The 23,432-nt window shown below is 63.1% G+C and carries 21 protein-coding genes and 1 tRNA gene; 9 read left to right on the forward strand and 13 right to left on the reverse strand.

The features are described 5' to 3' along the window. The first annotated feature begins 20 nt into the window (after positions 1-20). Complete coding sequence (locus ACODSZ_RS03930) at positions 21-248, forward strand: hypothetical protein (protein WP_050978085.1); 228 nt, start codon at positions 21-23, stop codon at positions 246-248. A 79-nt stretch (positions 249-327) separates the two neighbouring features. Here the strand turns inward: ACODSZ_RS03930 and ACODSZ_RS03935 are convergent, their stop codons facing one another. From ACODSZ_RS03935 to ACODSZ_RS03965, 7 genes are all read right to left on the reverse strand, one after another. Further along, entirely contained in the window at positions 328-1,353 is a 1,026-nt protein-coding gene (locus ACODSZ_RS03935; RefSeq protein WP_008329739.1) for a TRAP transporter substrate-binding protein, read from the reverse strand. Between the two features lie 53 nt (positions 1,354-1,406). Then, positions 1,407-2,531: a zinc-dependent alcohol dehydrogenase family protein gene (locus tag ACODSZ_RS03940; protein ID WP_175344557.1), complete on the reverse strand. Its 1,125-nt coding sequence runs from the start codon at positions 2,529-2,531 to the stop codon at positions 1,407-1,409. A 76-nt stretch (positions 2,532-2,607) separates the two neighbouring features. After that, positions 2,608-3,447, reverse strand: a complete 840-nt coding sequence (locus ACODSZ_RS03945; RefSeq protein ID WP_175344558.1) for an HpcH/HpaI aldolase/citrate lyase family protein — start codon at positions 3,445-3,447, stop codon at positions 2,608-2,610. Continuing rightward, a complete protein-coding gene (locus ACODSZ_RS03950; protein WP_488927073.1) occupies positions 3,447-4,637 on the reverse strand; it encodes a CaiB/BaiF CoA transferase family protein in 1,191 nt (396 codons plus the stop codon). The genes ACODSZ_RS03945 and ACODSZ_RS03950 overlap by 1 nt, the downstream gene beginning before the upstream one ends. Positions 4,638-4,691: 54 nt before the next feature. Further along, complete coding sequence (locus ACODSZ_RS03955) at positions 4,692-6,095, reverse strand: MmgE/PrpD family protein (protein WP_488927074.1); 1,404 nt, start codon at positions 6,093-6,095, stop codon at positions 4,692-4,694. Between the two features lie 8 nt (positions 6,096-6,103). Next, positions 6,104-7,270 carry an acyl-CoA dehydrogenase family protein gene (locus tag ACODSZ_RS03960; protein WP_175344560.1) on the reverse strand — a complete coding sequence of 389 codons (1,167 nt, stop codon included), beginning with the start codon at positions 7,268-7,270 and terminating at the stop codon, positions 6,104-6,106. 40 nt (positions 7,271-7,310) lie between these two features. Beyond that, on the reverse strand, positions 7,311-8,171 hold the full coding sequence (locus tag ACODSZ_RS03965) for an HTD2 family dehydratase (protein WP_488927075.1): 861 nt from the start codon (positions 8,169-8,171) through the stop codon (positions 7,311-7,313). Between the two features lie 295 nt (positions 8,172-8,466). Between ACODSZ_RS03965 and ACODSZ_RS03970 the strand changes: the two genes are divergently transcribed. Further along, positions 8,467-9,429 (forward strand): LysR family transcriptional regulator, encoded by a 963-nt coding sequence (locus ACODSZ_RS03970; RefSeq protein ID WP_008329751.1) that lies wholly within the window; start codon positions 8,467-8,469, stop codon positions 9,427-9,429. 26 nt (positions 9,430-9,455) lie between these two features. On the opposite strand, the gene ACODSZ_RS03975 is transcribed toward ACODSZ_RS03970, so the two are convergent. Next, positions 9,456-10,220 carry a sulfite exporter TauE/SafE family protein gene (locus tag ACODSZ_RS03975; protein WP_008329753.1) on the reverse strand — a complete coding sequence of 255 codons (765 nt, stop codon included), beginning with the start codon at positions 10,218-10,220 and terminating at the stop codon, positions 9,456-9,458. A 12-nt stretch (positions 10,221-10,232) separates the two neighbouring features. On the opposite strand from ACODSZ_RS03975, the gene ACODSZ_RS03980 reads away from it, so the two are divergent. The 6 genes from ACODSZ_RS03980 (at position 10,233) to ACODSZ_RS04005 (ending at position 12,834) form a co-directional block, all read left to right on the forward strand. After that, positions 10,233-10,379, forward strand: a complete 147-nt coding sequence (locus ACODSZ_RS03980) for a hypothetical protein (protein WP_157174226.1) — start codon at positions 10,233-10,235, stop codon at positions 10,377-10,379. Between the two features lie 96 nt (positions 10,380-10,475). Further along, positions 10,476-11,264 carry an SDR family oxidoreductase gene (locus ACODSZ_RS03985; protein ID WP_175344562.1) on the forward strand — a complete coding sequence of 263 codons (789 nt, stop codon included), beginning with the start codon at positions 10,476-10,478 and terminating at the stop codon, positions 11,262-11,264. Positions 11,265-11,378: 114 nt separating this feature from the next. Further along, a tRNA-Ser gene (locus ACODSZ_RS03990) sits at positions 11,379-11,468 on the forward strand. Positions 11,469-11,617: 149 nt separating this feature from the next. Further along, positions 11,618-11,977, forward strand: coding sequence for a hypothetical protein (locus tag ACODSZ_RS03995; RefSeq protein ID WP_175344563.1), 360 nt, complete (start codon positions 11,618-11,620; stop codon positions 11,975-11,977). Between the two features lie 174 nt (positions 11,978-12,151). Further along, a complete protein-coding gene (locus ACODSZ_RS04000) occupies positions 12,152-12,451 on the forward strand; it encodes a type II toxin-antitoxin system HigB family toxin (protein ID WP_175344564.1) in 300 nt (99 codons plus the stop codon). An 11-nt stretch (positions 12,452-12,462) separates the two neighbouring features. Beyond that, positions 12,463-12,834, forward strand: coding sequence for a helix-turn-helix domain-containing protein (locus tag ACODSZ_RS04005; RefSeq protein ID WP_488927076.1), 372 nt, complete (start codon positions 12,463-12,465; stop codon positions 12,832-12,834). Positions 12,835-12,975: 141 nt separating this feature from the next. Here the strand turns inward: ACODSZ_RS04005 and ACODSZ_RS04010 are convergent, their stop codons facing one another. Next, a complete protein-coding gene (locus ACODSZ_RS04010; protein WP_488927077.1) occupies positions 12,976-13,437 on the reverse strand; it encodes a hypothetical protein in 462 nt (153 codons plus the stop codon). A gap of 254 nt (positions 13,438-13,691) precedes the next feature. On the opposite strand from ACODSZ_RS04010, the gene ACODSZ_RS04015 reads away from it, so the two are divergent. Continuing rightward, positions 13,692-14,873 carry an MFS transporter gene (locus tag ACODSZ_RS04015; RefSeq protein ID WP_488927078.1) on the forward strand — a complete coding sequence of 394 codons (1,182 nt, stop codon included), beginning with the start codon at positions 13,692-13,694 and terminating at the stop codon, positions 14,871-14,873. A 16-nt stretch (positions 14,874-14,889) separates the two neighbouring features. On the opposite strand, the gene ACODSZ_RS04020 is transcribed toward ACODSZ_RS04015, so the two are convergent. From ACODSZ_RS04020 to ACODSZ_RS04035, 4 genes are all read right to left on the reverse strand, one after another. Then, positions 14,890-16,341, reverse strand: coding sequence for a TolC family protein (locus ACODSZ_RS04020; protein WP_488927079.1), 1,452 nt, complete (start codon positions 16,339-16,341; stop codon positions 14,890-14,892). Further along, positions 16,331-17,674, reverse strand: coding sequence for an HlyD family type I secretion periplasmic adaptor subunit (locus ACODSZ_RS04025; RefSeq protein ID WP_175344569.1), 1,344 nt, complete (start codon positions 17,672-17,674; stop codon positions 16,331-16,333). The genes ACODSZ_RS04020 and ACODSZ_RS04025 overlap by 11 nt, the downstream gene beginning before the upstream one ends. Beyond that, positions 17,671-19,845 (reverse strand): type I secretion system permease/ATPase, encoded by a 2,175-nt coding sequence (locus ACODSZ_RS04030; RefSeq protein WP_488927080.1) that lies wholly within the window; start codon positions 19,843-19,845, stop codon positions 17,671-17,673. Before ACODSZ_RS04030 ends, ACODSZ_RS04025 begins: the two co-directional genes overlap by 4 nt. A gap of 79 nt (positions 19,846-19,924) precedes the next feature. Further along, positions 19,925-23,185, reverse strand: coding sequence for a calcium-binding protein (locus tag ACODSZ_RS04035; RefSeq protein WP_488927081.1), 3,261 nt, complete (start codon positions 23,183-23,185; stop codon positions 19,925-19,927). Positions 23,186-23,432 lie beyond the last annotated feature (247 nt).

Below are 23,432 nucleotides of genomic sequence, written 5' to 3' on the forward strand. Positions count from 1 at the left end.
TCGCCCCGCTTCGAAGCAAGATGTCCACCACCTTAGGCGCCATCGCGTGCAAGTATCTTGACGCGACCATCAAACTGACTCCCGTATTGCGTACCGATGGCAAATGGACGGCGTTCGTCCATATCGACTTCCCGGATCGCACCACGCATGAATTCGGCGATTTCAAGCCGGGCAACTCCAAGATGGAAGCCCTGCAGAATGCCGTCACCGCCGCCGAACAATACGTGCGCGAGCGCAAGAAGAAATAAGGTTTCCGGCCCGCCTCCGCATCATGAAAAACGGCCTGCATCGCTGCAGGCCGCCGGGCAAGGCCAACCGGTCAGTCGCTCAGTTCATCTTCACGCCCGCCGCCTCGCTTTCCTTGTAGATCGCGTCAATCAGATCCTGTCCCACGCGCGAGGCCATGCTCTTGTGCACCGGCAGCAAGGCGCGCCGCCATTCGGCTTTTTCTGCCTCGCTCAAGGTATAGACCCTGGTCTTGCCGCTGGCCTTGATGGCGGCCAGGGCATCATCATTTTCCTTCTGGGCGATGGTGTTGGCATACTCCGTCGCTTCCTTCATGGCGCCCTCCAGCTGGCCGCGCACGTCGGCTGGCAGGGCTTCCCAGAACTTCTTGTTCACGATCACCGCATAGCCGATGTAGCCGTGGTCCGATACCGTCAGGTCGGACTGCACTTCGTGCATCTTCTGCGTATAGATGTTGGAGGGCGTATTCTCGCTGCCATCGACCACGCCGGTCTGCATGGCCTGATAGACCTCGGAAAACGCCAGCACCTGCGGATTGGCCTTGAGCGCGCGGAACTGTTCGTCCAGCACCTTGGAGGACTGGATGCGCATCTTCAGCGCCCGGAAGTCCGCCACCTTGTGCAGCGGACGGTTGGCCGTCATCACCTTCATGCCGTTATCCCAGTAGGCCAGGCCCTTGATCCCCTTGCTCTCCAGCTTCTGGAACAGTCCCTGTCCGATCGGTCCTTCGGTGACACGCTTCAACACGGTCTTGTTGGGGAAGATGTAGGGCAGATCGAAGACCTCGAATTCCTTGGCGCCCAGCGGCCCGAACTTGGCCAGGGACGGCGCCAGCATCTGCACTGAACCCAGTTGCAGGGCCTCCAGTTCTTCCTTGTCCTTGTAGAGGGTACTGTTGGGATAGACCTCGACCTTGACGCGGCCGTTGGTGGCCTTTTCCGCCAGTTCCTTGAAGCGCTCCGCGCCCTTGCCCTTGGGCGTGTCATTGGCTACCACGTGGCTGAACTTGATGACGATGGTCTGCTGGGCCAGCGCGGCGGTGGCCGACAGGCTCAACGAGGCGAAGGCGCAGGCGGTCAGTGCCGCCCGCATTGTGATGATGGTCATGGATGTCTCCTCCGGGGTGATGCAAGCAGGCCGATGACCTCGACCCGCTCGCGTTAAAACACAATCAGGTCACGCAGTCCCTCCCCGCTGTGCAGGCGATCGAAGCCGCGATTGATATCGGCCAGCGCCAGGCGCTCGCCCATGAGCTTGTCCACCGGCAGCTTGCCGGCCTGGTACAGACCGATGTAGCGCGGGATATCGCGCACCGGCACGCAGGAACCGATGTAGCTGCCCTTGACGGTACGTTCCTCGGCCACCAGGCTGACCTGCTGCAGCGCCCAGTTCTGATTCGGTGCCGGCAGACCGGCGGTGACCGTCATGCCGCCGCGGCGGGTCATGCGATAGGCCGCTTCCATGGCCTGTACCGAGCCCGCCATTTCGAAGGCATAGTCGACCCCACCCTTGGTGAGTGCCTTGACCTTCTCCACCGCATCCGGATCGCGGGCATTGACGGTGGCCGTGGCCCCCAGTGCGCGCGCCACCTCCAGCTTGCTGTCATGCAGGTCGACGGCAATCACCTCGCGAGCACCCGAAGCCAGCGCGCCCAGCAGGGTGCACAGGCCCACACCGCCCAGCCCCAGCACGGCAGCCGTGGTGCCGGCCTTGACCTCGGCAGTATTGACCGCCGCGCCCACGCCGGTGAGCACCGCACAGCCGAACAGGGCGGCCTGAACGGGATCGATGTCGGCCTCGATCTTCACGCAGGAGCGGCGCGAGACCACCGCATGGTCGGCAAAGGCCGACACGCCCATGTGATGGTGCACGTGCTGCGTGCGGTCACGCAGGCGACGCTGACCGGAGAGCAATTCACCCACGGTATTGGTGGCCGCGCCCGGCTCGCACAGCGCGGGTCGGCCCTCCATGCAGGGCAGGCAGTGACCGCAGCTGGGCACGAAAACCAGCACCACCAGGTCACCGGCGCGCAGGTCGGTCACGCCACTGCCGACCTCGACCACTTCAGCCGAGGCCTCGTGGCCCAGGGCCATCGGTACCGGACGCGGACGCACGCCGGTGATGACCGACAGGTCGGAATGGCACAGGCCGGCCGCCTTCATCCTGACCAGCACTTCACCGGGGCCGGGCCCATCGAGATCGAGTTCCTCGATCTTCAGCGGCTGACTCTGCGCAAACGGGTGCGCCTCGGTCACTTCGCGCAGCACGGCAGCTTGGATTTTCATGGTGTCGTCTCCCTCTTGGTTGGAAAACGCATAGGTTACACGAGCCACGGTCGGCGCAATCCGAGGCCCGCCCTGCTCAGTCCATCAAGCGCCCGGCCTGATGCAGGAATTTCTCCGCCTGCAAGATCACCGGCCTGTCGATCATCTTGCCCTTGAGCGAAATGGCACCACCGTCGCCGGCGCGCACGGCCGCCATCACTTCCTCGGCCCAAGCCAGTTCCCGCTCGCTGGGCATGAAGCCACGTCGCACCCCGTCGACCTGGCGCGGATGGATGCACAGCTTGGCGCCAAAGCCCATGCGCCGGGCCCGCTGCACCATGCGCGTGAGGAAGGCATCGTCATTGAAATCCGTGGTCACGCCATCGATGGGCGGGGCAATACCGGCCAGGCGCGAGGCCATCACCATCTCGATGCGGAAGTGCGTCAGCTCTTCCTCCTCCGGTCCGCACTGCATGCCCAGATCGACCTGTGCATCAATGGAACCAAAAGCCAGCCGCTGCACACCCGGCACGGCAGCGATCTCACGCATGGCGGCCAGACCGGCGGCACTTTCGATGAGGGCGATCAGTCCGCGCCCCGGTCCCAGCCGACGAGCGATGGAGGACAGCGTCTTGGCGTCCTCCGCCTTGGGCAGAACAATGCCCGCCATCGATAGTGCAGAAAACGTCAGCAGGTCATCGCCATGCCAGACCGTGTCGGCGGCGTTGATGCGCACCCACAGACGCGCCTGCGGACCATTGCCGCGCAGCCAGCGCGCCAGCGTGGCACGCGCCTCTTCCTTCTGCGGCAGGGCCACAGCGTCTTCGAGGTCGACGATGACGGCGTCCGCCCCGCTCTCGAGTGCCTTGGCATAGCGCTCGGGCCGGTTGGCCGGCACGAACAGGTAGCTGTTGGCAGCAGTGATATGCGGTGCCATCACACGGTTCCCCGTTCGCGCAAGGCCGCGATGGCGGCCGCGTCATAGCCCAGTCTGCCGAGGATGGCCTCGGTATGCTGGCCCAGTGCCGGGATGGCCTCCATGCGGTAGTCGTAGCTGTCATTGACACCGGGGGGCAGCAGTGCGGCGACCTTGCCGACCGGGGTATCGACTTCGGCCCAGCGTTCGCGCCCAGCCAGTTGCGGGTGCTGCCACAGTTCCTGCATGGTGTTCACACGGGCATTGGCGATCTGCGCATCATCCAGCCGCGCCACGACCTGCTCGGCGCTCATGTCGGCAAACATCCCCAGGATCAACTGGCGCAGCGCTTCGCGATGCTCATGGCGTCGCGCGTTGCTGGAGAAGCGTGCATCGCTGGCCAGCGCGGCATCCTGCAATACCACTTCACAGAAGACTTTCCATTCACGTTCGTTCTGCAAGCCCAGCATGACCGTCTTGCCATCACCGGCCTTGAAGGGGCCATAGGGATAGATGGTGGCATGCTCCGCGCCCGAGCGACCCGGCGCACTGGCCCCCTGATAGGCGTAATACAGGGGAAAGCTCATCCACTCCGTCAACGCCTCCAGCATCGACAGATCGATATGGCTGCCGCGTCCATCGCGCCCGCGCTTGATGAGCGCAGCCAGGATGTTGGAATAGGCATACATGCCGGCGGCGATGTCGGCAATCGAGCAGCCAGCCTTCACCACTTCATCGGGCGTACCGGTGACCGAGAGGAAACCTGCTTCGCTCTGGATCAAGAGGTCATACGCCTTCTTGTCACGATAAGGACCGTCCTCACCATAACCGGAAATATCGCAGACGATCAAGCCCGGGTGCTTCGCATGCAGTACCTTGGCCGACAGGCCCAGACCGGCGGCAGCGCCCGGTGCCAGGTTCTGCACCAGGACATCGGCCTCACCCAGGAGCTGGTCGATGATGCGCTTGCCCTCTTCGTCCTTGAGGTTGAGGGTCAGGCTTTCCTTGGAACGATTGGTCCACACGAAGTGCGAAGACAGGCCGTTGACGCGCGTATCGTAGCCGCGGGCAAAATCTCCCACCCCGGGTCGCTCGATCTTGATGACACGGGCGCCCAGGTCCGCCAGCTGGCGTGTACAGAACGGCGCCGCGATGGCGTGCTCCAGGCTGATGACGGTGATGCCCTCCAGCGGGCGATTGGCTTGCGACATGGCGTGTGCTCCTGGCGTACTTGGCGCGTCGGGATGATCGGATAGGGTCGGGCCTCAGAACAACTGCTGCAGATCGCGCGTCTCGTGCAGGCGCCAGGCACGTGCGATGATCGCGGCGATCTCGGCGTCGCTGGCCGCGTGCGAGAAACGCATCAGCCGTGTCGCCTTCTGTTCCAGCTCAGGCCGCGAGAGCGTGTTCTCGGGATCGCCCTTGGGTACATCGACGGCTGCCTCGAAGCGGCGGCCATCAGTGGTCTGTACTTCCACGCGGCCGAGCCAGCGTGCAGGATAGGCTTGATCGACCTCGCTATCGAGCCGCATCTGCACCTTCTGGCGGAACTGCGCCACGCGCGGATCGCTCAAGGCCTGCTGTTCAAATTCACTCAGCCCGGCCTGCTGATGCACGGCAATCAAGCCCAGCACCGTACCCATGGAAAACTTGGCCTGGTGCACCGTCTGCGGATCGACCACCGGCCCCAGCACATCGATGGCACCCTGATGCACGCGCGTGGTGACCAGGGCGATCTGGTCGTGACGCAGACCTTCACGCTGCATCAGCAATTGCAGCGCATCGGCGGCTGGATGCGTATGACGGCAGGAAGCATGGAACTTGAACGAGGTCTCCGCCGTAGCCCAGCGCGTACCCAGGCCATCGGTGAGGCGAGCAGGATCGGCGTCGCTGGACATGCCGGCCGCCATGCCCTGGGCACCTTCGAGGATGCGTTGCGCGCCGGTGAAACCATCCCGCGTCAGATACGCTGCCAGCAGCCCGTCGGCAGCGGCCTTGCCGGTATGCAGTTGCTTGGAATCGGCCGCATCGCGCAGGAACTCCCACAGCCCTGCGGCCTGGGTTCCGGCCGAACCCATGGCATGCAGGAATTGTCGCGCATCGAAATCCATCAACTTGCCCACCGCCACCGCAGCGGCCAGCGTGCCCACTGTCCCGGTGGTATGGAAGACCCGGTAGTGCGAGCGCCCCATGAATTGGCCGATGCGGATGCCGGCCTCATAGCCTGCCACGGCGGCCACCAGCAAGTCCGCACCGGACTTGCCCAGTGCCTGCGCAGCAGCCAGCGCAGCCGGGAATACCACGGCCGCCGGATGGAACACCGAACCGTTGTGCACGTCATCCTGCTCCACTACATGCGAGGCTGCACCATTGACCAGCGCCGCAAAATACGGCGTGGTACTGCGACGGCTGGTGAGGATGGTCGACGGTCCCTGCTGCGGCCCCATCTGCGCCGCATAGCGTTCGATGATGCCGACCTGGCGCGCGGTCTTGCCGGCCAGCGCCGAGGCGAACCAATCGAGATAAAGATCTTCGGTACGGGCGATCACCGCCGTCGGGATATCCTCGTAACGCAGCCCGGCCAGAAAGGCCGCCAGCAGGCGCGAGGGATGCTCATCGGGCCTGACGTTTTCTGCACCAAGGGTGGAGTTTTCTGCAATGGCCTGCATGATTTGCCTCAGAAGGAACGCGGCAGACCGAGAATGTGCTCGGCCACGTAGGAAAAAATCAGGTTGGTCGAAATCGGCGCCACCTGGTACAGGCGCGTCTCACGGAACTTGCGCTCGACGTCGTATTCGCAGGCAAAGCCGAAGCCGCCATGGGTCTGCAGGCAGACATTGGCCGCTTCCCACGAGGCCTTGGCTGCCAGGTACTTGGCCATGTTGGCCTGGGCGCCACAATTCTGGTGCGCATCGAAGAGTTCGCAGGCCTTGTAGCGCATCAGGTTGGCGGCTTCGATCTCGATGTAGGCGTCGGCAATCGGGAACTGCACGCCCTGGTTCATGCCGATGGGCCGATCAAACACCACGCGCTCATTGGCATAGGCGGTAGCCTTGTCGATGAACCAGTAACCATCGCCGATGCACTCGGCGGCGATCAGGGTGCGTTCGGCATTGAGGCCGTCGAGGATGTACTTGAAGCCCCGCCCTTCCTCGCCGATCAGATTCTCGGCGGGGATTTCCAGGTTGTCGAAGAAGAGTTCATTGGTCTCATGGTTGACCATGTTCAGGATGGGCCGCACCTCCAGCCCCTTGCCGATGGCCTCCTTCAGATCGACCAGGAAAATGGACATGCCTTCGGATTTCTTCTTGACCTGGTCCAGCGGCGTGGTCCGTGCCAGCAGGATCATCAGATCCGAATGCTGGACTCGGGATATCCACACTTTCTGGCCGTTGACCACGTAGCGATCGCCCTTCTTCACCGCCACGGTCTTGATACGCGTGGTATCGGTACCGGTGGTCGGTTCGGTCACGCCCATCGATTGCAGGCGCAGTTCACCGCTGGCGATCTTGGGCAGGTACTGCTGCTTCTGCCGTTCGGAGCCGTGACGCAGCAAGGTGCCCATGTTGTACATCTGGCCGTGGCAGGCCCCGGAATTTCCACCGGTACGGTTGATCTCTTCCATGATGACCGAGGCTTCGGTCAACCCCAATCCGGAACCGCCGTATTGCTGCGGAATCAACGCGGCCATCCAGCCGGCCTTGGTGAGAGCATCGACAAACTGCTCGGGATAGCCGCGTGCCTCGTCGACCTTGCGCCAGTATTCTGCGGGGAAGGTCTGGCACAGGTCGCGCACGGCATCGCGCAGGTCGGTGTAGGCATCGGGGACGGTTTGATACGACATGAGGGACTCCGGCTCAATATTGTGTAAATGATTTATTTTTTTAGCCCAACAGGGCTTGCGCCTGCATCGCCAGCTCGCCGCGCTGGTTCTGCGCCCACAGCGCCACGCTCCTGCCATCGGCTGCGGGCTTGCCGCACAGCGTGAAGGGCTCGATATCGAACAGGCTGCCCACGGCACGGAAATTGAACTCGCGCAGCACCGCCTGCGGCATCTCGCGCGCCAGCAGGTCGACCAGCAAGGTGGCGATCAGCGGACCATGCACGATCAGGCCAGGATAGCCCTCAACCTCGGTGACATAGCTGCGGTCGTAATGGATGCGATGACCGTTGAAGGTCAGTGCCGAATAGCGGAACAGCAGCACCGGATCGGGCACCACCCGGCGCGACCAGCGCGCATCGGCGGGCGCGCTTTGGGCTACCGCCACCGGTGCACCAGGCTGCGGCAAATCGCGATAGACGATATCGTGCTCTTCGCTCAGGCAGAGCTGGCCCTGATGATGGATGGTGTGCTGCACGGTCACGAAGGCCAGCGCGCCGGTGCGTCCCTGCTTCACGTCCACGCTGGCAATGCGCGAGACTTTCTCGGCCTGTGCGCCGATGGGTAGCGGCGCGGCAAAGCGCAGCCGGCCTCCGGCCCACATGCGCCGCGGCAAGGGTACCGGCGGCAGGAAGCCACCACGCTGCGGATGCCCATCCGCGCCCACCTCCGACTGAGGGCACACGTTCCAGAAATAGATCCAGTGCCACAAGGGCGGCAGCGCATCCCCGGCGACGGGATAACGCGGACCGTCCAGCGTCGCCGCCAGCGCTGCCGCAAAGGCAGGATTGATCTGGTCGTGGCGCGTTTCGGTCTTGTCCAGCCACTGACGCAGCAAGGTGATATCCAGGTCGGGATGCGACATGTCTGCTCGTGTCGTTGTTGTGCAATGGGCGCCAGTCTGTGGCCAGCCGACGCGGCAAACAATCTGTATTTTTGGAAGGGGGGCTTACGCAGAACTGAAGTCACGCCCAGGATGCGGATGCGGCATCGCATCACGCGCGCCAGGGATTTCTCTGCATGCGCTCGGACAAATCGGCGTACCATGAGCAGCCACCGAGGGCACGCGCGCAACGAACGCGGGAACGTGCCGCAACACAAGAGAGGGCGGCTTGCCGGAATGCAAGCGAGATCCTCACTGATCCTTTCCGGGAGACATCATGCTTTTCGATCTGACCGACCTGCGCCTGTTCATCCTGATTGCCGAACTCAACAGCCTCACCCGCAGCGCCGAGCGCATGAATCTCTCGCTGGCCGCCACCAGCAACCGCATCAAGGAACTGGAGACACGTTTCGGTACGCGCCTGCTTTATCGCGAGAGCAAGGGCGTGCAACTGACACCGGCCGGGCAGACCTTGCTGCATCACGCACAGCTCTTCATGCAGCAGATGGAACATCTCAAGAGCGACATGCAGCAGTACAACAACGGCATCAAGGGCTATATCCGCATCTTCGCCAACACCACGGCGGTGACCGAATTCATGCCCGAGATTCTCGGCAAGTTCCTGGCCAGGTATCCGCAGGTCAATGTCGCCCTGGAAGAACGCCTGAACCATGACATCCTGCGCGGCATCCAGGAAGGCACGGCCGACATCGGCATCGTCGCCGGTCCGGTACAGGGAGATGGATTGCAGGTGCTCAACTTCTCCACCGACCGCCTGGTCCTGGCCACCGCGCTGGAACACCCGCTGGCCGGCGCTGGCAGCCTTCCCTTCCAGGACACGCTGGAATACGAACACATCGGCCTGCACGAGGGCAGCACCCTGCACCATTTCCTCAACAACATCGTGGCCGGGCATGGCCAGCGGCTCAAGTTGCGTATCCAGGTACGCAGCTTCGAAGCCATGTGCCGCATGATCGAGACCAATGTCGGCATCGGCATCGTGCCGCGTTCAGCGGCACAGCGGCATCAGCAGACCATGCAGTTATCGGTGGTGGAATTGAGCGATCCGTGGAGCGTGCGCGAGCGCAGCATGGTGTTTCAGAACATGGAGACGCTCTCGCCGCATGCCCGCAACCTGGTGGAGTTCATCAGCGAGCAGATGATGCCGGACAATGACGAAGATAAACTATCCGCGCCCGATGCAGGCAAGCCTGTCGCTCGTGCAAGGAAGAGCGCCTGAGGTGGTGCTGGCCGGAAGAGAAACGCTCAGCCGCCGATCATCATCCAGACCGACAGCAACAACAATGCCGCGCAGAAGAGGATGCGCAGACGCCGTTCCGGCAAATGGTGCGCCAGCGCCACGCCCCATGAGATGCTCAGCACGCCGCCCAGCGCCATGGGCAGACCGACTGACCAGTCCACGTGGCCCGCTTGGGCGTAGGTCCACAGCGCCACCAGGGTGCCGGGCGTGACCATGGCCAGTCCGAGGCCTTGCGCGGCGGTCTGCGTCACGCCGAACAAGGCCGTCAGCATGGGCACGGCCACGATGGCGCCGCCCACGCTGAAGAAACCGGCCGAGGCTCCGGCCGACATCCCCACCAGTGGAATGTAGCGGCGTGAGAGCACCATGGACGACTCGACGCTGCGCTTGTTGCGCAACAGCGTCCACAGGTAGTAAAGCGCGAGCAGCCCCATGAAGGCGGCGAAGCAGACATGCAGGCTGCGTGCGGCCATGGCAGTGGCTATCCGGGCCGCGAGGTAGGTGGTCACGACGGCGGGCACGCACATCATCGCGGCCGTACTCCACTGGATGCGATTGCGCTGCCGGTAGCGCCAGAAGGCGATGACGACATTGGGCACGATCATCACCAGCGCCGTGCCCTGGGCCAGTTGCTGGTCCATGCCGTAGAGGTAGCCCAGCACCGGAATGGCGATGAGCCCGCCGCCGATCCCGAACAGACCGCCCATGGCGCCCAGCAGGCCACCGAGCAGGAAGTTGACTACGCCGGAGAAAAACAAGGAAGCCGTCATCGGTGTACAGTGATGCCTCTGCTGGCCGGCTGCAGGATGCAGTGGCCGCATCGAAGGATAAAAAAGGAGACTGACATGAGCGGCGTCATCGTGTTTGCGCTGGAGATGGGCGTTATCGCCCTCATTGCGCTGGCCATCTACATGGTGATGAAGAAGTAGCGCCGCCGTTCAGGCCCGACAGTGTAGCGCAGCCGGCCCATGCTGTCCCGGCCGCTTGTGTTTTTCTGCCATCCCCCTCAAGCAAAGGACAACAGAATGGATCTCGGCATCAAAGGTAAAACTGCGCTGGTCTGCGCATCGAGCAAGGGACTTGGTCGCGCCTGCGCGTTCTCGCTGGCGCGTGAGGGCGTCCACGTGACCCTGCTGGCGCGCGGTGCCGAGGCGCTGGAAGCCACGGCCCGGGCGATCCGCGCGGAGACCGCCGCCACCGGCGCCGTCATTGCCGCCGTCGTCTGCGACATCACCACCCCGGAAGGACGCGCCCTGGCGCTGGCTGCCTGCCCTGCACCGGACATCCTGGTGACCAATGCCGGCGGCCCCAAGCCTGGGGACTTCCGTGAGTGGACGCGGGAGGACTGGATTGCGGCGGTGGACGCCAACATGCTCACGCCCATCGAGCTCATCAAGGCCACGGTGGATGGCATGATTACGCGCGGCTTCGGGCGCATCGTCAATATCACCTCCAGCGCGGTACGGGCGCCGATCGACATTCTGGGACTCTCCAATGGTGCGCGTTCGGGGCTGACCGGTTTTGTGGCGGGACTGGCGCGCAAGACGGTGGCGCACAACGTGACGATCAACAATCTCCTGCCGGGGCCGTTCGAGACCGATCGCCTGCGTTCCACCGCCAGCGGTGCCGCCGCCGAGAGCGGGCGCAGCGTGGATGAAGTGTTGGCGGAGCGGCGCAAGCTCAACCCGGCCGGGCGCTTCGGTGATCCGGCCGAGTTTGGCGATGCCTGCGCCTATCTGTGCAGTGCTCAGGCGGGTTTCATCACGGGACAGAATCTGTTGATGGATGGCGGGGCTTATCCGGGGACGTTCTGAGGCCGGTCTGCTGCGCTGGCGCATGGCATGCCGGAAAGGGATGGATGCAAAGCAAGTGATGTGATGTATAATGCGGCCCTCGTGCGACGGGCGCCATGCCCGGCTGCAGCACAAGGAGGTTTGGGTGAGTGGTTTAAACCAGCAGTCTTGAAAACTGCCGACGGGGTGACCCGTCCGTGAGTTCGAATCTCACAGCCTCCGCCAGGACATCATATAGAACCGGCCCCACAGGCCCGTTTATCATTTCTACCCACAAATTCACCCACAAACTAAAGCGTGGTAGCGAGGCGCTCATACGCCTGTAACATCGAGAAAGTATGCTGCGAGGCAACTCATAGACCTCGGGCAAACTGATGTACCAGCAGTTCAAAAAATTCCTATCAGAGAAGATTTCAGACTTCCGCCGCATGGTTCGACAAGCTCGCGGACAGGTTGAACTTGAAGAGCTCCAGAGCAGCGCGTGGGTCGTAGCTTCAGAATTGGGAGAGAAGAGAAAGTCAGAAATTGACTTCTCCAACAAGCAAGATCAAGACTGGATCTTGGCCACCGTCTACAACCAGTCTGTCCGCCCCGGCAAATCGGTGAGGTACGCCGTCAGCATCGATCAGCCCGCGGCGCGGGGCGACGATGATCTCCCCTCCCTGGCGGATACGCTGCCTGCGCCCGAAAATTCGGATCGTTACCTGAGTTGTTACCCTGTTTTGTTACCCTAGTTGTTACCCTAATCGGCAAGGTAACAACTAGGGTAACAAAACCCGCCGCTTAGAATTCGAAAGCGCCGACGATAAAAAATGCTCCTGCGCCATAGCTCGACAACTTTGCCTTAAACCTTGCAGAAGTCCCAATTTGGGACTACTATGCTTTCATAGTCAAATTTGATCAAGTTCATGCGCATTATTGCCCTCTCGACACTCAAGGAATTTTGGGAATCGCCAGATTATGCTGACGCAGAGGAACCAGGCTTAGCGTGGTATCGAGTTGTGTTGAAGGCAGATTGGAGCAAACCCGATGAGGTCAAAGCAACATTTGGCAATGCAAGCATCCTGAAAGACGGCCGCGCTGTCTTCAACATTGCCGGGAACAAGTATCGACTTGTTGTTTGGATCAATTATGACTTTCGCGTTGTGTATGTGCGCTTCATCGGCACCCATGCTCAGTACGATGACATCGACGCACAGACGATTTAACGGAGAACATCATGGATATCAAACCCATCAAAACTGACGCCGATTACCGCGCTGCCCTGAAGGAGATTGAAGGCCTGATGACGGCCAAACTGAACACTCCGGAAGGTGATCGCTTGGACGTCTTGGTCACGCTGGTTGAAGCCTATGAGGCCAAGCACTATCCAATTGACCTGCCTGACCCTGTTGAGGCCATCAAATTTCGCATGGAGCAGGCTGGCCTGACTGTTAAAGATCTGGAACCGTATATTGGCCGTTCCAACAGAGTCTATGAAATCCTCAATGGCAAGCGCCCCCTTACACTCGGTATGATCTGGAAGCTCAACCAGGGGCTCGGCATCCCTGCAGAAAGCTTGATCAAGCCGCCTAAAGCAGTTGCGGCATAGTCAACCTCTAAAGGTTGAAGGGGATAACGTTTCGTTACCCCATCACGATTCTTGGGGTAGGTGCCCAGAAATTTCTGGGCACCTACCTTGATACCTGGAGTAGTGAACCGCCCCGATTGGAGAATCAATTCGTTCGTCCCATCAGCTGCACCTCACGCCAAGACCGTACCCCGGCAATGCGCTTCCAACCGGATACAGGCAACAAGTACGTGACCTTCCGCCGAGGATCCCGAGCTTGATATAGAGCCTTCCCCGCCGCCCCCGGTGAGCCTCTCCTGCAAGAAATCCCGCATCCCAGAAGTACAGCACATGAGCCCCATGAGCTTCGATGCGAATCTCCTCCAAGGGCCAGCCGGCGTCTGCCATCTCGAGCACGCGGCGCCGTCGGAAGCGGCCGCAGGTGATGTGCAGACTCCATCGCTTCACCACGATCGCGCGCGCGGTCAGGTTGTACAGGTAGATCCTGTTGCCCGGACCAGCCGCGCCGGACCACCCCAGTCCGGCATCGATGCAATGGCCCTTGCGCCATCGCCTCTGCAGCCTGAGCAGAATCAAGATGATGATGATTGCTGCAGCCCATCCAGCCGCGCTCTGAAAATCCATGATGCTGCCTCGGAAAGATGATTGGTCTGGAAAGCATGCCGGCCTGCATGCGCATCACGTCATACAGGTCCATGCCTGTCCCGCGCATGAGGCCCGGCTATTGATGGGCATCGAATCCATCGGGCAAAACACGATGTCGCATCTTTTCCTACAATCATGCCTTTGATACTTCCCCCCGCAAGCGCGTTCTGCTCCCGAGGGCGACAGGTTTCCCTGCCTGCCACCCCCAACAGAACGCCACCACGCTCCCTTCCATGAATGCGCTCACCGCCCTGCTCCTGCTGACCATCATCCAGATCGCCACTTCCTTCGCCGCCACCGCCGTGCTGACCATCTCTCCTCTGCTGGCGGACTCGCTGGCCGTGTCGGCACGCTGGGTCGGTGTCTACACGGCGCTGCTCTATGCGGCAGCAGCCTGCTCCTCGATCTGGTTCGGCAACCGTGTGCATCGGCTCGGTGCCTTCCAGGTCAGCCGCTGGTGCCTGGCACTGTGTGCGCTGGGCATGCTGCTCATCGCCAGCTCGCGGATCGCGGGCGTATTGACCGGCAGTGTGCTCATGGGCATGGGATATGGCGGCATCACACCGGCCAGTTCGTACTTCCTGAGCCAGGGCACCTCCATCAAGCATCGCAGCCTGCTGTTCTCGATCCGGCAAAGCGGCGTGCCCGCCGGGGCTGCGCTGGCCGCCCTGGTGGTGCCGGCCATGACGCAGCATCTGGGACTGTCGTGGGCCTTCATCGCACCGGGCATCATCGGCCTGGCGGGCGCCGCGGCCTTCACCAGCCGATCCCCGCAGGAGCGCAGCCAGGCAGCACAATCCCACGCCGTCGCCAAACCCGCCAGCGTCTGGTCGCTCCTGGCCAGCTATCCGCCACTACGCATCCTGGCAGTGGTAGCCTTTCTGTTCTCCGGACTGCAGGTGACCACCCTGGCCATGCTGGTGCCCTTCCTGCATGGCTTCCAGCAGATGACGATCGCACAGGCAGGCTGGCTGCTCACGCTCGTGAACCTGGTGGGCGTGATCTTCCGCCTGGTCTGGGGCCGCTGCGTTGACCGTGGTGTGTCGGCGCTGCACATGCTGGCGCTCTCCGGCCTGCTCGGCACATCGGGATTCACCATCCTGGCCTGGGCCGCCTTCGCCTCGATACCCGCGTTCATGCTCTACCTGGCAGCGGCAGCCTTGGGTATCGCAGTCATCGCGTGGAATGGCGTGCTGTTCTCCGAGATTGCCATCGTCGTTGCGCGCGAAGAGGTGGGCCGGGCGACCGGACTGTGCGTCTTTGCCGGCTTCATCGGCGTGGTCTTGTTGCCGACCGTGCTGACCCTGGCCATCACGCAACGCTTCTGCAGCGGCCTGGTCTTTACCCTGGGCGCCCTGCTGTGCCTGCTCACAGGCTGGCAGACCTGGCGCCGCGCACCACACCGCCACCACTGAAGCCGCGCGAGCCGGGTCAGCGGCGCGACGCCGTGGTGAAACTGCTGCGCCCCATTTCGGCGGCATTGGCCAACAGTCGCAGCCGTGCCGAGCGCCAGTCCGACAACGAACGAATGCGCTCCAGCTCGGCCTCGCTGAGTACCGATTGCGCGTTGAGCATTTCCACGATGTCGGCGCTACCTGCATCGTACTTGCGCTGCACCGATTGCAGCGCCCGTTGCGCCGCCTCCAGCAGGCTGCGCGAGGAGGCCAGGCTGCGCAAGGCCGTGGTCGCCTCAGCATAGGTGATGGCGATGTCGCCCAGCACCTGGGCCTGGACGTCGCGCAGCTCGGCTTCGCGCAACTCTACCTGGGCCTGCGCACCGTCGATCTTGTAGTTGCGCGTAAAGCCTTCGAAGATGGGAATATTCAGATTCAGCCCGACCACGGTTTCACGATCACCGCGATTGCCGCCGCCTTGATTGGGTCGACCATTGACGAAGCGGCTGGCACTCAGATCCAGCGTCGGCAATCCCTCCGAGCGCACCACTGTCACTTTCTCACGAGCGGCTTCGACTTGGGCGCGCGCCGCCAGGATGGCCGGATGGTATTGCTTGGCCGACTGCAGCCATCCCGGCAGATTCTGCTCCAACCCGAGCGGATCTTCCTCAACCTCGGAAGACAGCGTCAGCGCCGGCGCATCCCCTGCCTCATCCAGCAAGCCCAAGCCCACCGCCAGCGCTACCAGGCTGCGCCTGTGCTGACCGTTGGCGCGCGCCAGTTCCAGTTCTGCTCTGGCGACGTAACTGCGCACCTGCAGGGTTTCCGGCAAGGCGCCCACGCCGCGCTGCTCGCGCCGGATAGCGGTCTCCAGCACCTGCCGCGCCAGCTGCAGGCCGCGCTCACGCGCCTGTACCACCGCACGGGCACTGTGGGCGTCGTAGTACAGACCGACCGCCCCGGCCATGGCCTTTTGCAGGGCGGCATCCTGGCTGGCCAAGGCCGCCTGCAACAAGACGTCGGCGGCGCGCTGGTTGGCACTGCGGCCGCCAAAATCCAGCAGACGCCAGGTCAACGTGGCATAGAGCGTGCCGATGGAACGACTGCTGCTGCCCTGATCCGAACTCGTGCTGCCACGATAGCGGCTGGCGCCAGCGCCCAGGGTGGGGAGATAGGCGGCCCGCGCCTCCCCCAGCTGCGCCGCCTGCAGTTTGATGCTGGCCCAACCAGCCTGTATCTGGGGCTGGTGACACAGTGCCAGATCCACGGCATCGGCCAGGGTCAGTACCTTGCCGGGCGCGAAGCTGCTGCTGGTACAGACCATCGGCTGTTCATCACCGGGCAAGGGCTTGCCATGGTCCAGTTCAGGCGGTCGCGCCAGCAGCGGATCGAAACGCCCAGGCTCGCCGCTACGTGCTGGTGACACCGCCAGCAACGCGGCAGCCATACCCAGGGCGGCCATCCGACGGTGCCGATGATCAGCGCTCATGCAGTGCCTCCTTCTGATGACGCAACAACGGGGAGAAGGCATATTCAATCACCCTGCGGCTACCGGTGCGGATGCCCACATTGACCGCCAGACCCGCTGACAGAGGCAGCCTGCGTCCATCTACGTCCAGGCTGTTCCTGGAGAGGACGATGCGGGCGATATAGATCCATCCCTTCTTCTCATCCTGGATGGCATCGCGCGACACGGATACCACCCTGGCCGGGAGGGTGCCGTACTTGGTGTAGTCGAAAGCATCGACCTTCACCTCCACCTCCTGCCCTACCTCGACGAAGCCCACATCCTTGTTCTCGATCTGGGCCTCGATTTCGATGTCGCCATCCTCCGGTACGATCTGCATGAGCGGCTGGGTGGCCGCAACGACTCCGCCGATGGTGTGCGCGGCGAGCTGCTGCACTGTGCCGCTGACCGGTGCGGTCAGGCGCAGCAGCTTGCTGTGCTCTTCGGCGCGGCGCTGGTCCTGGCGGGCGCTCTCGATGATCTTCTCGGCCTCGATGCGGCTGTCGTGCGCCTCCTTCCGGGTCTGTGCCAGCAGGGCAGTCCGCTGATTGCGGGCCTCGGCCAGTTGGCCTTGTACATCCACACGCGCCTGTTCCTTCTCCAGCCAGGCGTGCCTGGAAACACTATGGTCGCTCATCAGATCCCGATAGTCGCTGGCACGCTGACTGGCCAGACGCAGCGCCGCGCCGTAGCGGACGATTTCGTCATCCAGGCGCACCAGGCGGGCGTGAAAGTCCTGGTACTGCCCCTGCAACTGGCGCTGCACGGAATCCCATTGCGCTTGCGTCACGCCGGCCACCTCCTCCAGTTGCGGTGCACGCAGCTGCTGCACTGCCTGCATCATGGCCTGCGCACGTGCCGCCTGCAGGCGCGCCTGGGCCAGCACGTCGGCGGCCTTGTCGCGCTCGCTGTCACTGCTGGTGGCATCCAGTTCCATGAGCACCTCCCCGGCCTGCACGTGCTGGCCCTCGCGCACCAGCAGTGCCCGCACGCTGGCCACCTCGACCGAGGCAATGGTCTTGATCCGGCCGGAGGGAATGACCTTGCCATTGGCGCTGACGACGATATCGATCTGTCCGATCACCGACCACACCAGCGTCAACACGACCATGGCGACCAGCACCCGTGCCGTCCAGCGCAGGCTGGCCGAGTCGGGCGCTTCCTGCAGCGACAGCGCGGCCGGCAGGAACTCCGCTTCCTGCTGCTGGAACAGGCCCGCTGGATGCTGGTGGCGCTCACGCCAGGCGTGCAGGAAGCGACGTACGTAGCGCTGCCACAAGGCCATCCAGGCCTGGGAACGATAATGCAGACTCATGCTGATCCCCCCCGAAGCGGCTTGCCCGCCTGCAACGCGTGCAGGTGCGCATAGATCCCGTTGGCTACCCGCAGCAGTTCTTCGTGGCGGCCACTCTCGACCACATTGCCGCGCTCCATCACCAGGATGCGGTCGGCCTCGCGCACCGCCGAGAGCCGGTGCGCAATGATGAGTACGGTGCGGCCGGCGCAGATCTGGCGCATGTTGTCCTGGATGATCTTTTCGGATTCATAATCCAGCGCGCTGGTGGCTTCGTCGAAGATGAGGATGCCGGGATTGCTGATCAGGGCGCGCGCAATGGCAATACGCTGGCGCTGGCCGCCGGACAGACCTGTTCCCTGCTCACCCACCAGCGTGTCGTAACCCTCGGGCAGCTCGCAGATGAAGTCATGCGCACCCGCCAGCCGGGCTGCAGCGATCACCTCCTCGATCGGCGCCGAAGGATCGACCAGGGCGATGTTGTCGCGGATGGAGCGCGAAAACAGCGTATTCTCCTGCAGCACCACGCCGATCTGCTGACGCAGCGAAGCCGTATCGATGATGGCGATATCCTGCCCGTCCACGCTGATGCGCCCGCTCTCGCAGACATAGAGCCGCTGTACCAGCTTGGCCAGGGTACTCTTGCCGGAACCGGAACTGCCGACGATGCCGATGACCTCCCCAGGCCGGATTTCCAGCGACAGGCCACGAATGACTTCCGGTGTCTCGGGACGATAGCGGAAGTTCACGCGGTCGAAGGCGATCGCCCCGTTCACGCGAGGCAAGCGCGTGCGATGGCCGGCGACTTCGCTGCGGGCATCGAGCACGTCGGCCAGGCGGCTCATGGAAATGCCGACCTGCTGGAAGTCGTTCCACAATTGCGCCAGCCGCAGGATGGGCGCGGCCACCTGCCCGGCCAGCATGTTGAAGGCCACCAGCTCGCCGACCGACAAGGCATTGTCGATGACCTGCTGCGCTCCCAACCACATGATGCCCACGCCAACCAGCTTGCTGACCAGGCTCACGCCGCCGCTGGCCAACAGGCTGATGTTGGTGGTGGTCAGGCCGGCAGCCACGTAACCCGCCAGCTGCTGGTCCCACTTGCGCTGCCAGTGCGGCTCCACGGCCATGGCCTTGACGGTATCCATGCCGGTGAGGGTCTCCACCAGGAAGGACTGGTTCTCGGCGCTCTTGTTGAACTTGTCGTTCAGGCGCGCGCGCAGCAGCGGTGTGAAGATCAGCGACAGCAGCAGATACACCGGGATGGAGGCCAGCACGATCAGGCTCAAGGGGACGCTGTACCAAAGCATCACCGCCAGGAAGATGAAGGAAAACACCAGATCCAGCACCAGCGTCATGGCATTGCCGGTGAGGAAGCTGCGGATGTTCTCCAGCTCGCGCACGCGGGCAATCGAATCGCCCGCGCGACGCACCTGGAAGTAAGCCAGCGGCAGGCTCAGCAAATGGGCAAACAGGCGCGCCCCCAACTCCACATCGATCTTGCTGCTGGCCTTGGCGAAGATGGCGGTGCGGATGCCATTGAGCAAGGCCTCGAAAATGGTGGCGGCGACCAAGCCGACTGCAATCACGTTCAAGGTCATCATGGCATGATTGACCAGCACCTTGTCCATCACCACCTGGAAGAACAGCGGCGTGACCAGGCCGATGATCTGCAGCACCAGCGAGATCAGCAAGACCTCGCCCAGCACCTTGCGGTACTTGACCACGGCCGGAATGAACCAGGTGAAGTCGAAGCGCGCCGATTCAGCGGCATAGCTCGCCTTGCTGGTCATGAGGATCACCTGGCCACACCAGAAGGCGGCAAACTCCGCGCGTGACATCACCTGCGGCGCTTGTCCCGGCCGTTGGATCAGCATGCGCGCGGCGGCCACGGGCTGGCTGGGATCGGTTTCGATCTTGGCCAGTACGAAGAAACGGCCGGCATGGTCGATGCCGATGGCCGGCAAGGGGGTGCGCTCCAGGCGCGCGGGATGCTGGCGGATGCAGCGTGCCTTCATGCCCAGCATGCGCGCACCCAGGAGGATGTTCTGCACACCGAAGGGCTGACGGCCGAAGCGGTGCTGCAATTGTTGCGCATCGGCAGCGATGCCATGCAGCCTGGCCAGCAGGATCAGGCACAGCAGGCCGCTGTCCGTGCCGGCCTGGCCGGGGTCGTTATCACTCTGGTTCATAGAATTCCCGAAGATGGCGAGACGGCTGTCGTCGTGATCGAAGGCGCGAAGGCACTGCCGTGCCCGTCCACATGCCCGTTCAGTGGTTGACTGTCAGCAGGACCTTGCCCGTCGCGCTGGACTGGCCACTGCTCCATTCGGCCTGCAAGGGCGGCGGCGGTGCGAAGCTGGCCATGGCCTGCACCAGTTGGGCCACATCGGTGTCGTAGAGCGTATAACCATCGGCAGTGCAGATGCGCTCGATGTGATGATCGGTACCGCTCTTGCCGCCCACGTACCAGTCCTTGATGGTGACGCCGTCCTTGCTGCCCAGCACATCGATCTGCAGATCCTGGCCGGCCTGGCTGAACCAGAGGTCGGTCTGGTTGATGTCCTTGAACTGCAGGACGTCCTGGTTGCCGCTTGTGGCATCGCTGTCGATGATCTGGTCGCGACCATCGCCACGGGCAAAGACATAGGTATCGTTGCCGGCGCCGCCGATGAGGATATCGTCGCCCCGTCCACCGGTGAGGATGTTGCTGCCGCGGTTACCCGTGATCACGTTGTCCAGCGCATTGCCGGTGGCATCGATGTTCTCGTTGCGGACCTTGATGGGATCAAGCGTATAGACCATGTTGGCGCCGTATGCGTCGGCCACATTGCGCATGTCGTCGGCCGACAGGTAGCGGTTGGCATCACTGGCCTGGCCGCGTCCGGAGTCGGCGATATAGAAGCCGAGCACGTTGCCGCTGTCGGCATCGCAAGCCACGCCGGTGACCGTCACCACATGGTTGAGAACACCGCCCTGGATATAGTCAGGATCGCCCCACAGCTTGCCGGCATTGACGGCGATCAGGACGCCACGGCCATCCTTGAGCAGGCTGGCCAGCCTGGCCTGGTCATACCCGTTGCTGTAATCCGCCTGCAGGCCGAAGCTCTTGAGCAGGTTCACCTGATCGTACTGATTGCAGCCCCCGCGCGAAGCGTCGCTGCTGCCCTGCGTACGGCACCAGCCATTGGCGATGGCGCGCTTGACCACATCGGCCTCGGTCTCCTGCAGGCCGGACATGATGCAGATGTTGGCCACGCTGGTCTCACCGCAAGTGCCCTTGTAGCCGGGCACTTCGTCGCCCTGCGAATAGTCCAGGTCGTAATTGCGCGGAAAGCCATACACCAGCACGGCCTTGCCGTTGATGGTCTCGGCTTGTGCGCTGGTGCTGTCCATCAGGCTCAGGTTTTCCAGGTTGTCGCCCAGGGTATGGCTGATCTTGGCGCGGACGGTATCGATCCCTTCGCCGGCCATCTCCACCACCTTGTCGCCGATGTTGTCGACCACATAGGTGTCGTTGCCCTGGCCGCCGATGAGGGTGTCGGCCCCCTGGCCACCGTCGAGCAGGTTGTCAGCGCTGTTGCCGGTGATCAGGTTGTCAAGGGTATTGCCAGTGCCATTGAAGCTGCCACCTTCGGCCAGGTGCAGATCCTCCACCTTGGCCGTGAGCGCGTAGTCGCAGGAGGCGATGACGGTATCGTGGCCTTCGTTGGCATCCTCGGCCACGGTGTCGCCGCCGCAATCGACCACATAGGTATCGTCCCCCTTGCCGCCTTCCATGTAGTCGTTGCCCGCACCGCCGTCGAGCAAGTCGTTGCCCACGCCGGCATACAGGGTGTCATTGCCGGTGCCGCCATAAAGCAGGTCATTGCCACCGATGTCATTGGTGACTGCGGCGTAGGCGCGCATGTAGTCACCATAGAGCACATCATCGCCGTCGCCGCCTTGGAGGACATCGTTGCCGGCACCGCCAAAAATGCGGTCGTTGCCCTCGTCACCATAGAGCTTGTCATCACCGTCATCCCCGTAAAGACTGTCGTCACCGATCCCGCCCCACAGCTGGTCATTGCCGAGGCCGCCCGAGATGCTGTCGTTGCCCGCACCGCCCGCGACCTGGTCGTCATCGGTCTGTCCGGCCTGCAAGCCCTTGATGCCGAAAAAGTTCAGGTCATTGCCATACAATTCGTCATCGCCGTCGCCACCCCAGATGCGGTCATTGCCCAGACCACCAAAAACACGGTCGGCACCGGCGCCGCCTGAAAGCAGATCATTACCGTCATCGCCGACCAACTGGTCGTTGCCGTTTTCGCCATAGAGCTGGTCGTCACCCTCCTTCCCCCACAAGAGATCCTTGCCATCGCCGCCCCAGAGAGTGTCATCGAGCTTGCTGCCATTGATCATGTCGTCACCGCCACCACCGGCCAACTGTCTGAAGGGCCCGGCCTGAACGTTGACGTTGTAGTTGCCAGTGCCGAGGTTGGGATCGAGCAGGTCCTTGCCGTCGGTACCGATCAGGTAGCCGGGGCTGCTGTTGAGCGCCTTGATCTGGTCCGGTCCGAAGTTCACCGTGCGGCCATTGTCGAGCTTGAAGGCACTGTCATCGTCACGCAAGTCGCGGAAATGGCTGTCGGGGACCGGTGGCTCCGCAGGTGCCTCCACATAGACCGCAGCGGGCGGCGCCACGTAGGCGCTTGGTGCGGGCGCTGCCGGCGGTGAGGCCACCGGCGGCAGCGCGGACACAGGTAGCGCCGCCACTGCGGGAGAGCTGGCGGGTACCGCAGGCGAGACGCGCGGTGCCGGAACCGGGACAGGGATACATACCGGAGGCGGAACGAGCGAGGAGATCGGCACGGGTACGCAATCGGAAATCAGGATCACATCCGGCGGAAAAGCATCCGCCAAAGGTACCAGGTCGGTCGTCCAGCAAGGCGGCTGGACCGGCGCATTGCAAGGCGGGACCTGCGCTGGCACGGTCTGGATGACCGGGCAGACCGTGGGAGCTGCAGCGGGGACCGGCAACGCGGATCCGGGTACCAGCGCCGACGGAGCCGGAGCCGGAGCCAGCGCTGGCGCTGCCGGAGCCGCCGACAAGCCCGGCATGACCTCGCCCGACGCCACCGGAAGCTTGTCCGAGGCAGGGCCAACGGTGCGTCCCTTGAGCAGATCGGCCTGCGCGAGCTCGGACGAGCCAGTCTCGCTCCAGGCCGGCAAGCCGGCACCCGCAGTCCCCGAGATGCTCGGCGCTGCCATCTCCTGCGCCTGCACCGCCCTGGCGCGTGCGGCCCGTTCACGCCGGCTTGTGCGGGCTGTCTGCGCCGCCGTGGTCGAACCGGGAAGCGAATGAGTCTCGGCAGCCGGGTCCATCGCAAAGACCGAGACGGGCGTGATACCCTCCTCGGCTACTCGCGGTGCGTGGGCAAAGCTGGCGGTCCTGGTGATGACGGCAGAGGTCGACTTGAGTGGACGCGGGGCCGTGGTCGGCAGCGCGGAAGCCAATGCCAAAAGGCGATTGGGGACAATGGTGATGGTCATGGTGTTTTCCCTGAGCAGTGTGAATCGATGGCAATGACACGCATCGAGCTTGTTGTCGGGCCAAGGTCGCACTGTGCGGATGGCATTGCTGACATCCCGGCGCCTCTAGCCTCATCTCGAATTTGTTCGTGTCAAAACTCGTAAAACTTCTTCCCGCTGCCATTCAACCCAAGCTTGCCGCTGCCGACAATCGCACCATGGTGCCGAGATGCTGCGTCCTGACAGGCCCGCCACACCGCCGCATTTG

This window comes from Herbaspirillum sp. FG34 (assembly GCF_057809315.1).